This window comes from Synechocystis sp. FACHB-908 (assembly GCF_014698595.1).
Taxonomy (GTDB): Bacteria; Cyanobacteriota; Cyanobacteriia; order Cyanobacteriales; family Microcystaceae; genus Synechocystis.
Map to the genome: position 1 here is coordinate 105,781 of NZ_JACJTH010000010.1, position 10,848 is coordinate 116,628.

9 protein-coding genes are annotated in these 10,848 nt (G+C 46.2%); 4 read left to right on the forward strand and 5 right to left on the reverse strand.

Annotated elements, in window-relative coordinates; translation table 11 throughout:
- The first annotated feature begins 178 nt into the window (after positions 1–178).
- From H6G46_RS03045 to H6G46_RS03055, 3 genes are all read left to right on the forward strand, one after another.
- Positions 179–469, forward strand: a complete 291-nt coding sequence (locus H6G46_RS03045; protein ID WP_010872522.1) for a hypothetical protein — start codon at positions 179–181, stop codon at positions 467–469.
- Between the two features lie 82 nt (positions 470–551).
- On the forward strand, positions 552–1,961 hold the full coding sequence (locus tag H6G46_RS03050) for a hypothetical protein (protein WP_223211360.1): 1,410 nt from the start codon (positions 552–554) through the stop codon (positions 1,959–1,961).
- Between the two features lie 247 nt (positions 1,962–2,208).
- Complete coding sequence (locus H6G46_RS03055) at positions 2,209–3,015, forward strand: Rpn family recombination-promoting nuclease/putative transposase (protein ID WP_010872524.1); 807 nt, start codon at positions 2,209–2,211, stop codon at positions 3,013–3,015.
- Positions 3,016–3,059: 44 nt separating this feature from the next.
- On the opposite strand, the gene mnmE is transcribed toward H6G46_RS03055, so the two are convergent.
- The 5 genes from mnmE to H6G46_RS03080 form a co-directional block, all read right to left on the reverse strand.
- Entirely contained in the window at positions 3,060–4,430 is a 1,371-nt protein-coding gene (mnmE, locus tag H6G46_RS03060) for a tRNA uridine-5-carboxymethylaminomethyl(34) synthesis GTPase MnmE (protein WP_010872525.1), read from the reverse strand.
- An 89-nt stretch (positions 4,431–4,519) separates the two neighbouring features.
- Entirely contained in the window at positions 4,520–7,237 is a 2,718-nt protein-coding gene (locus H6G46_RS03065) for a cation-transporting P-type ATPase (RefSeq protein ID WP_010872526.1), read from the reverse strand.
- A 198-nt stretch (positions 7,238–7,435) separates the two neighbouring features.
- Complete coding sequence (locus H6G46_RS03070; protein WP_010872527.1) at positions 7,436–7,873, reverse strand: hypothetical protein; 438 nt, start codon at positions 7,871–7,873, stop codon at positions 7,436–7,438.
- A gap of 248 nt (positions 7,874–8,121) precedes the next feature.
- A complete protein-coding gene (locus tag H6G46_RS03075; protein ID WP_010872528.1) occupies positions 8,122–9,408 on the reverse strand; it encodes a folylpolyglutamate synthase/dihydrofolate synthase family protein in 1,287 nt (428 codons plus the stop codon).
- 34 nt (positions 9,409–9,442) lie between these two features.
- Positions 9,443–10,552 (reverse strand): fatty acid desaturase, encoded by a 1,110-nt coding sequence (locus H6G46_RS03080; RefSeq protein WP_010872529.1) that lies wholly within the window; start codon positions 10,550–10,552, stop codon positions 9,443–9,445.
- Positions 10,553–10,761: 209 nt separating this feature from the next.
- Between H6G46_RS03080 and H6G46_RS03085 the strand changes: the two genes are divergently transcribed.
- On the forward strand, positions 10,762–10,848 hold an 87-nt coding region (locus tag H6G46_RS03085; protein WP_242021163.1), incomplete at its 3' end, for an IS630 transposase-related protein.

Here is a 10,848-nt window from a genome sequence, read left to right on the forward strand (position 1 = left end):
AATTCAACCAAAATGATCGGAGTGGTTCTAGGACAGCGTTCACATCTTTAATTCTAACTATTAGTATGATCAAAAAATCAGCCAAGTAATGAAATCGGGCTCTTTTCGCGAAATTGTATTATTTTTACGACTGGTAGGTTTTGATGTAAGGTGAAGCGAAAGCATCGGTAGCAACAATATGAAGCAAATTATTCCCGCACTGATTACTTTATCTTTTTCTCCAATGGCGATCGCCGCTTTGCCCCCTCAATATCAGAACGTCAAAGATTTGGAGGCAATGGTCAACTATGTTAAAGAGAATCCTGACGTGGCGGCAACGTTGAAATCCATAGACCTAGAAAATCAAACCATCAACTACGGTCAAGACTGTCAGGTAACGTTTGAGCGAAAACCTTCCCCCAAGCCCCTTGGCTGGGCTGGCCCCGCCGAACTGCTTCAATTCAAAGCCATTAATTGTCCAAGGGAATAATTCATTGCCAAACGGCGATCGCCCGTAAAATTTGGATATATTTTACCTAAGCACTCCACAAGTATTTATGCACCAAATATCAATGAAGCAAACTCGTTTTGTCCAAGTTCTCATAGTGTCAATATTCCTAGTTTTCGGAATGGCGATCGGACTGCAGCAGTTATCTGCACAGCCAAAGATGACGCTTTCAAGAATCCCTCTAGAAGACAAGTTGTATGAGCCTGCAGGAATGGCATTTAGACCTAATCAATCCAATCAACTGTGGGTAGTCAATCATGGCAATGACTCAATCGCAACTTTAACAAATCTTGGAGAGTCTAACCTAGAAGTATCAGTTAAAAGTGATGCCTACGCTGAGCATTTTCTAGCCAAACCAACCGGCATTGCATTTGGTTATGATGACACGTTCGCAGTCTCAAATGACTCGATCAACGAGTTACGGGGAATGAATTTCATCAAAAATCCTGAGCGAAATAAAAATTTTGTTAATAACCATTTCATGGGTCCTACTTTGTTCTCGGCAAGCACCTATGCTTTGGCTGGACAAACTAAGAAATATCTAGAAGATTGGCCGCAACCTGGGAACGGACATGATCCAGACCGTGATTTGACTCTTTCACAAGGATGTCCTTTAACTTATTGGAATTCTAGCGTTCAGCAATGTTACTGGCCGCGTGAAGGGAGCCACTTGGATATGTTGCATGAAAGTCCGTTAGCCATGGGAATTGCCCATGACAAGGGTAATGCCTATTTCTTGCTAGATGGCTGTGGTAGTCGAGACAGCAATAAGCAGTGCTTGGGTAATGGGCATTTAATGCGCTATGACTTTAACCGAGATCACCAGGAAGGTAATGGTTTTCATGGCGATGGCATTGTTTGGCGTTACCCAGAAATTGATTTCAAACGTGACAAAGATATACCTAGCGGAATGTTGGTGCTAGATGATTGGCTCTACTTTTCCAATACTGGTATGGGCAAAGTTGAGAGAATAGCTACTACGGAGGGAAATGTACAAACCATTGTCAAAAGTTGGTCAGATCAATACGATAAAGAACAAGTTGGCACTGGAATAATTAGCTGGGAAGATGTTAAAAGTGTCTCAATGGATGGAGATGAACCAGAGGCTATTAGTAACTGGGTAAGAACTCATGGAGATCTTGCTAAGATAGCGGAACTTGGCCAAGCTTGGATTCCTCCTATGGAAGTTCTTGCAGAATATTCTTATGTTTACAATGTGCCTCAGGAAACTTTTATTTCAGAAAATTGGCTAGACAAACCTTCGGGACTTGCTAGCGATGGAAAATCTCTTTTCGTTGCCGACTACAGCTCTGGGTGGATTGCCGCTTTCGATTTGAAAACTGCAAAATTGGAATGGAGATATCAGTCAAAGCTTAATAGTATTTCAGGGCTGGCATTTAATCCTAATAAATCTCATGAACTGTATATTTCGGATCGTGATACTAATTCTCTTTACCAGTTGAAGTGGAACTAAAATCACAAGAGATAGAAAGCTCTTGGCGATACGGATGCCTGATCGTAAGCACTCCAAACTCAAACAGTTTGCGAAGTCTAGGGGAATCAGTGTGAATAAGTTGGTTGAGGAGCTTTCAACCATTACTTTGACTGAATTTGATGCTTATAATCATTTTCGGTTAATGGCAGCCTGGGGTAACATCACAGAAGGTTTAAGGCTTTTGGGTAATTTTAGATGGATTCGATTAGACCCTTAGAATTTGGGTATGTTTGACAATCTGTGCAAATTTCTGGCCGAATCATTTTCCGAAGACTATGCTGCCTGGTTGCTGGGACGACCAATCAAATTGACCAAGCTCAGTCCAACGGAATTATCCCTGGAGCCAATTCGGGCTGACTCCCTAATTTTGGAGCAATCGGAAGACTTGGTTTTACATTTGGAATTCCAAACGGAACCTGACCCCACCATGGGTTTTCGGATGTTGGACTATCGGGTAAGGGTTTATCGCCGTTTCCCCCAGAAAACGATGCACCAATTCGTTATCTACCTGAAACGTAGTAACAATGATTTAGTTTATCAGGATAGTTTTCAGGTGGGGGAGACTTTGCACCGTTACCAAGCGATTCGGCTTTGGGAGCAACCATCGGAAGCATTTCTCCAAAGTCCAGGGTTGTTGCCCCTAGCGGTATTGACGCAGACCTCTGACCCTACATTAAAATTGAGGGAAGTGGCGACTGTATTGGAACAGATTGAGGATAATCGAGTTAAAGCAAATCTCATGGCAGCAACTTCTGTTTTTGGAGGAATCCTGCTGGCCCCTGAGCTGATCAAAACGATTTTAAGGAGTGAAATTATGAAGGAATCCGCTGTCTATCAAGAAATTTTACGGGAAGGGGAACAACGAGGTTTACTTAAGGGCAAACTGGAAGGGAAACTAGAGGGTCGGCTCGAGGGAAAACTGGAAACTATACCTCTGTTGAAAAAATTAGGTCTTACGATCGCCGAAATTGCCAAGGAGTTAGATATTGATGTTGAACTAGTTAATCAGTTTGTCGCTAACCAAAATAATTAAGGATTTATAGTGATTATCCTTTGGCATATAGGCTGACCCGCCCATCACTTGCCGATGCAAAAGCGGCTAAAAATACGGTCTAAGACTGATTCTGTTACCGTTTCCCCTGTCACTTGCCCAAGGGCATTGATAGCCAAACGTAAATCAATAGTCCAAAAATCTAGGGGTAACTGTTCCGCCATGGTTTGTTGCAATTGCTTGAGCGCCAGTTGAGCTTCCGTTAAAACAGCCTCTTGCCTTTGGTTAATGGCAAAGTCCAAATTTTGCGGTGATAAATTGGTTTGATTTACTTGCTCAATAATGGCATTTTCCAAAGCTTCAATGCCTAGATTAGCGGCGGCTGCAGTTAACACTGTGTTGGTGATTTCTGGTGGATAACTGACCAAATCAGCCCGGCCTAAATCAATTTTGTTAATGACTAAAATCAAAGGGCGGTCTTTGACTTGCTCATAAATCAATTGATCCGCTTCTGTCCAACCCTGGTGGGCATCCACCGTCAGCAAAACTAAATCCGCCTGTTGGGCCGCTTTGCGAGAGCGTTCCACTCCGATTTGCTCCACCTGATCCGCTGTTTCCCGTATTCCTGCCGTATCCAATACCTGGATGGGAATGCCCTCTACTACAAGTTGGGATTCCACCACGTCCCTCGTCGTGCCCGGTAGATCTGTGACGATCGCCCGGTCGGTGCGGCTCCAGGCATTGAGCAGACTAGATTTTCCCACGTTGGGCTGTCCGACAATGGCCACTTTTAAACCCGTGCGCAATAATTCCCCCCGCTGGGCTGTGTTTAAAATGTCCTCCAATTGTTGGTACAAATTCTGCAATTGCTGACGAATTGAATCTTCATCCAGGGGCGGTAAATCGTCTTCAAAATCAATGCGTGCTTCCACTTCCGCCAAAATATCTAAACAGGTGTTGCGCAAATCCCGAATCGGTTGGGCTAATTTGCCCTGTAATCCCGCCAAGGCGATCGCCGCTGCCTGGGGAGATTGGGCCCCCACCAATTCACTAATGCTTTCCGCTTGGGTTAAATCCAACCGACCATTGAGAAAGGCCCGGAAACTAAATTCCCCCGGCTGGGCTAGCCTGGCCCCCTGTTGCAAACACAGTTGTAAAACCTGTTGCACGGGCATAATGCCGCCATGGCACTGGAATTCCACCACGTCTTCTTTCGTGTAGGAACGGGGCGCTAGCATCAATAGGAGTAGGGCTTCATCGATCGCCGCTTTGGTTTGGGGATGGCGCACATGGCCGTACAAAATGCGATGACTTTCCCAAGTTTGGTTGCCCGGTGCATCGAATAAAGTTTTGGCAATGGTGAGGGATTGTGGCCCCGATAGTCGCACCACCCCGATGCTTCCCTGCTGGGGCACAATGGCCGTGGCGATCGCCGCAATAGTATCTTCTAATTGCATTGCCTAGTGTCAAACAAAATTTTGGATTCCATCGGCTTAATTTTAAGGTTTTCGTTACTACGGCAGGTACTACAAATCCCCAACAGTGGTTAAGGATCAAGGCGGTTAGCCAGAATGGCCACGGGCACCATGGGAATCATAGGTAGTAAACAGATTGCCCACTGTTGCCAGTCCATGGGAGCAGTTTTGAACAATACATTCATAAATGGCAGTTGACTGAAACCAATTTGTAAGGCGATCGCCACCGCAATGCCCAGTAACAGTATGGAGGCTTTGGTAATGGTTTGACGTTTACCCGTCACATAGCCCAGAAAACTACGCCCTAACTGGCTAATGCTGAGTAGATAAATCACCCTAGCGGCCACCAGGGCTTGGATGGCCATAGTACGAGCTAGGGCTAAGTCGTCATAGGTGCGATTAACCCACTCGAACATGCCAAAAATTAGAATCCAATTGAACAGGGATACCAGTAAAATGCGGTGCAGTAACTTTTTGGTAATTAGGGGTTCGTTGGGATTGCGGGGAGCCTGTTGCATAATGCCCGGTGATTTGGCTTCAAAGGCTAGGGGCACAGTCATGGTGATGGAGTTGATCATGTTTAACCACAACACCTGCAGGGAAAGAATGGGCAAATTCAACGCCAGTAAAACGCTGATCAAAATGGTCATGGACTCCCCGCCATTAACCGGCAGCAAAAAGGCGATCGCCTTACGGAGATTTTGGTAAACGGTGCGTCCTTCTTCCACCGCCGCTTCAATGGAGGCAAAATTATCGTCCGTGAGCAACATATCGGAGGATTCCCTAGCCACCTCTGTGCCCCCTTTACCCATGGCAATGCCAATGTCAGCCCGTTTTAAAGCTGGGGCATCGTTCACCCCATCCCCCGTCATGGCGACAATGTGACCCTTCTCCTGTAGAGCTTCCACCAGTTGTAATTTTTGTGCTGGAGCTACCCTGGCAAACACGCAACTATCTTCAGCGGCTTGGGCCAATTCTGCCGGACCCATGGTTGCCAACTGTCGTCCTTCAAAAGCAATGCCATCCCCTTCAGCGGCAATACCCATCCGTTTGGCGATCGCCTGAGCGGTGCTGATGTGGTCGCCGGTGATCATTTTCACTTCAATGCCAGCGTCATGGCAGGCGTGGACTGCGGCAATGGCCTCCGGTCGTGGCGGGTCGATCATGCCCTGTAAACCTAAAAATATTAGCCCTGTTTCAATATCCCCGTGGTCAATCGCATGGTGATGGGGCTCCACGGTTTTTTTAGCAAAGGCCAACACTCTTAGACCCTGTTGGGCCATATCCTCAACATTTTCCTCAATTTCCCCTCGGTCGATGCTAACCATTTGACCATCATCGAGGAGCATGGATTCACACCGTTGTAGTAAGGACTCCACTGAACCTTTGACGTAAATTGTTCTGCCGTCCCCATCGTGGAGAGTTGCCATGTATTGATAATCCGATTCAAAGGGAATGGAATCTAAACGGGGTTTTTGACTTGCCAAACCGGCTTGACTGAAACCAGCCTTGGCCGCCGAAGCTAGCAGTGCTCCCTCCGTGGGATCCCCCACCACCGCCCAATCATCCCCCCGATGTTCCAGTTGGGAATCGTTACAGAGCATGCCCGTCAGCAAACATTCTTCCAACACTGGGGGTAAACCATCCAACAAAACGTTATCCACTTCTTCTCCCATCACTTGCCAAAATTCTCCTTTGGGACTGTAACCACCGCCGCTAACTTCGTAATGTTTGCCCCCCGCATACACCGCTTGCACTGTCATCTGATTCTCCGTTAGGGTCCCAGTTTTATCGGAGCAAACCACCGTGGCACTACCCAACGCCTCCACAGCGGGCAGTTTACGGATAATGGCGTTACGTTTAGCCATGCGATTCACCCCGATCGCCAAGGTGACGGTCACCACAGCAGGCAAACCTTCGGGAATGGCACTAACGGCCAAGGCCACCGCCGCTTCAAACATTTCCAAAGGGGAACCACCCCGTCCCCAACCCACCGCAAAGGTGAAGGCCGCCAGGGTAACAATTACGTAGAGCAGTGTGTGGCTAAATTTGGCAAACTTACGGGTCAAAGGGGTCATGAGGCTGACCTGCTTTTCCATGGATTGGGAAATTTGCCCCATTTCCGTGGCATTGGCAGTAGCTACTACCACCCCGGTTCCCTGACCAAAGGTGACAAAGCTCCCCGCATAGGCCATGTTTAACCTTTCGGCCAGGGGCGTTTCCTCCGGTAAAAGTTCCACCGCCTTTTCCACCGGCACTGCTTCCCCCGTCAAAGCCGACTCATCCACCTGGAGATTACGCACTTTTAACAGCCTTAGATCCGCTGGCACCTTATCCCCCGAAGCGAGGGAAACAATGTCACCGATGACTAAATCCTGGGAAGGAATCCGTAGATTTTGCCCATCTCTCAACACTGTGGCTTCTGTTGTTACTGCCTTGGCCAAGGAGGCGATCGCCCCTTCTGCTTTCGCTTCTTGGATGTAACCAATGATGGCGTTGACTAGGGTAACTCCCCAAATAACCCAGGCGTTGGTCCAGGAGCCGAGAAAAGCCTTAACCGTACCAGCAATGAGCAGAATGTAGAGCAGAGGTTGGTGAAATTGCAGCAGAAAACGCAACCAAGCTGGTTTGCCCGGTTTAAATTTCAATTCGTTGCGGCCATATTGTTCGTAACGCTGGGCCACCGCCTCCGCTGTCAGACCTAAACCTGGATCGGTGTGCAAATCTGCAAGAATGTCTTCCCCTGGTCGATGGTGATGGAGGTAAGAACTTAAGGTGGGGAAATCCATACTGATTTGGGGGCAAAGGAAACGCCCCCATGGTATCAACTGGGCCGAAAAGAACCAAAATTACTGCACGAAAAATCCCCCACTAGGCAGGGAGGACCTAAAAAAACTGTCATGATCAGGCAACGCACTAACATCAGGCGATCGCCACTACAAACCGACATCAATCCCGGCAAATTTAAACTCTGCCATGGTGATTAATCAATCCTCTCCTATTTCTTCTCCAATGCAGGTTCCACTACCAAATAATAAATATTGATGAATTGAATTGGAAGCAATTACACTGCCACTGGCTTTTGCTAGAAATGTTCTACCTTCAACGTATTCGTCAATGGTTGTTTCTTCTCCATAAACATCAAAAGTTACAACTTTTTTAGCTCCTGAATAACAACTTAAGTTGTCCGTTAATTTTGGCTGTTTTTTGTTGAAAACTTCCCCTTGATCAATCACACACATACCCCCACTAAAATTAACCCAGTGTTGTCCTTCACTGTCGGAAACTTTTATTTCATGGGCGAATTTATATTCATCAGCAAAGGGGCCTTCCACCACATTTTTACGAAAAATTTCTTCTCCCCCGGAAAAGCATACTAAAACCGGCAGGGTCTGATCTGGGGAGTTAGTATTGGCCACTGCCATCGCGGGCTGATTTCCCAGCAGGAAAATAGCAATGGGAAGAATAACAAAATAAATAAGTAATTTAATCAATTTATTTATCCTATAAACTAATAAAAGCTTGGCAACAATTGGTTTCCCTGCATTATCCTTGACGCAGGGGCGATATGGCTCAGCGAAATGCCCACGGGGACCAGGGGAGTTAAGCGGAATAAACCGATGATAGCAATAATATGAATCGGATTAAATTAGGGCAGAATTTCTAGAAATAATTAGTGGGAAGACTGTAATCTTTTTAAAAAGTAGCCCACTAAATAAAGGGAACCACAGAGAACAGTCAATTGTTCAGAATTTTCGTTGGTTTTCTCTAAACTTTCCAAGGCTGTAAAACAATCATCAAACAGTGTAACCTCTTTTAAATCCGGCATAATCTGCCAGGCTAACTGCTCCAACGTTGGTAAATCCCCGCTGTCATGGTCCGGCACTGGCACTAATAACAGGCGATCGCCGGGACGAAGTAAATGCTGAAAAATTTGGTCATGTTCCTTGGTGCTGAGCATACCCATCACCCAGGTAATGGTGGGCAGGTAATTATCCGATTGATCAACTAACCCATGGGTATAGTTTGCCAGAGCTTTGGCCGCCGCCGGATTGTGGGCCCCGTCTAAAAGGATTTTTTGTCCGTTGTAGTCCACCCACTGCAATCGTCCAGGCCAGACAGCTTTACCCATGCCCCGTTGGATAACCTCCGGTGTTAATTTATCCCAACCCTGGTGTTTTAATTCCTGCAAAGCGGCGATCGCCAGGGCCGAGTTTTGTAGCTGAAAATCTCCCAATAGGACCAGGGGATATTCAAAACCTTGCCAACTAGCCCAGGGTTGACCATTTTTTTCCGTGGCAATGGCGGGGGTAACCCAATAATCGGGGCAATGTAATTCGGCAATGCGTTCTTGAAAAACTGCCTGCGCTTCTGGGGGAATGTTGCCTAAAAATACTGGCCTCTGGGCTTTGAGAATGCCAGCTTTTTCCCTGGCAATGTGAGCTACGGTTGGCCCCAAAACCTGCCAATGTTCCCGACTTAAAGAGGTAATAATGCTAAGCAAACAAGGTTCTGGGACGTTGGTAGCATCCAGTCTGCCCCCCAGCCCCACTTCCATCACCGCGATGTCCACCTCTGCCTGGGCAAAATAAAGCCACACCGCCGCAGTAAACACCTCAAACAAAGTCGGGCGATCAGAACTATCCGCCGGGGCGATCGCCGTTACTTGTTGCAATGCCCCGATTAAACTAGCGTCATCAATGAAACGGTTATCAAGCCAAACCCTTTCCCGCCAATCAATTAAATGGGGAGAAGTGTAGCGGCCCACCTTATAGCCCGCTTCCGCCAACACACTGGACAGATAGGCACACACCGATCCCTTGCCATTGGTGCCCCCCACATGGACATAGGGCACTTTTGCCTGGGGATTGCCCAACTTGGCCAGTAGGCCATGGATGCGCTCCAGACCCAGATTAACGCCGGCGGTTTTATAGGGTTCCAGTAGGGTGTTGATATCCATGGCAATTATTGTTGGCAAAATTCAGTTGATGCATTTAAACCGATGCGGTTACTTTGGTCTCGGTTAAATCGGGGACATTTTTCGGCAATGGACAGGCGATCGTCTCACCACCGTTGTAGCCCACTAGGGTTGTTTCCCCTTGGTAATGGCGGGGAGTTTCCAGTAACATTTTCCAGGCTTCTTTGGCAGTCAACAAATTCATCTGCCCAGGATAATGGGTTTGTAGCAAATCCTGCACTAAAGGATAATAATCGGAATTTACGTCGGGAAATAAGTGGTGCTCTGTGTGGTAAGAAAAATTAAAATGTAAGCAATCAAATAACTTGGGCATCCGCAAAGAAACACTATTAACCAAAGGATCATTAATATCCGTCATCGGGCAAGCCAAATGGTTGGTGTAGATATAAAACATGCCCATAGCATGACCCAGGAAAATCGGCAAAAAGTAGCCTAAAATAATGGGAATCAATTGGAATTGCAGGTAAAACAAAATGCTTAAATGCACTGCCCCTATGGCTGCTAATTCCAACCAAATTCTTTGGCGGTCTTGGGCTTTAACCGTAAAAGCAGCCGGAACAAAATCGGCGTTACCACCAGTGAAGAAAAGTACGGAAATCAGGTTACGAAAATTATGTACACCCCAGGCAGTACCCATGCCAAAAATTAACCAAAGGGTATTAACTTCTCCCGAGGGAGCAAACAGGTGATGAATCCATTTTCCCCAAGTTTTCGGCTGTTCGTGCAGATAATTTCGGTCAGGGTCCCGCAAACTATTGGTGTTATTATGATGAACTTGATTATGGAGCGATCGCCATTGACTAGGGGGCATCCACCAGAGGGAAAGACCTAATAAACTAATCAGGTAAGAAATTTTAGAACGTTTTTTGAGCACACTACCGTGCATCAGGTCGTGGCTACCGAATAAAAATACGGTGACGCTATTACCCATTAATAGGGCCATGGGCAAAAATAACCAAAGCCATTGCCCAGGCCACTGATGGAGATGACGAGCGATGGTTAGTCCCGCAACATAAATACCTAGGTTTAAACCTAAAATAACTAATTTCTTGGGATCGGCTTGGAATGCTTCCGGTGGCAAAAGAGGACGGAGTTTTTTAACGTATTCAGATTGAGCAGTGAGCACCAGGAATAATCCCTAAAAGTTAAACAAAGCAATTTCAGTGTAAATGATTTTACCTGTTTTGGGAAAATTCCGAGCTGATGCAAAGTGTTAAGAAAATCTTAACTGCTTCCTTTGGTATATGAAAATAGTCAAATCTATAGTCATTTCAATTAACGATGAGAGAATTTAATGTAAAATTATGGAGTGTACAAAATGAACAGGTTTAAACAATGGCTTACAGTTTAGATTTAAGGCAAAGGGTAGTAGCTTATATAGAAGCTGGAGGAAAAATAACTGAGGCTTCCAAGATATATAAA

Excerpts from the sequence above, each read along its gene's own strand:
- H6G46_RS03050 (WP_223211360.1), top strand. The coding sequence starts at position 552 with ATGAAGCAAACTCGTTTTGTCCAAGTTCTCATAGTGTCAATATTCCTA.
- H6G46_RS03075 (WP_010872528.1), bottom strand. The coding sequence starts at position 9,408 with ATGGATATCAACACCCTACTGGAACCCTATAAAACCGCCGGCGTTAAT.
- mnmE (WP_010872525.1), bottom strand. The coding sequence starts at position 4,430 with ATGCAATTAGAAGATACTATTGCGGCGATCGCCACGGCCATTGTGCCC.
- H6G46_RS03055 (WP_010872524.1), top strand. The coding sequence starts at position 2,209 with ATGTTTGACAATCTGTGCAAATTTCTGGCCGAATCATTTTCCGAAGAC.
- H6G46_RS03070 (WP_010872527.1), bottom strand. The coding sequence starts at position 7,873 with ATGGCAGTGGCCAATACTAACTCCCCAGATCAGACCCTGCCGGTTTTA.
- H6G46_RS03045 (WP_010872522.1), top strand. The coding sequence starts at position 179 with ATGAAGCAAATTATTCCCGCACTGATTACTTTATCTTTTTCTCCAATG.
- H6G46_RS03065 (WP_010872526.1), bottom strand. The coding sequence starts at position 7,237 with ATGGATTTCCCCACCTTAAGTTCTTACCTCCATCACCATCGACCAGGG.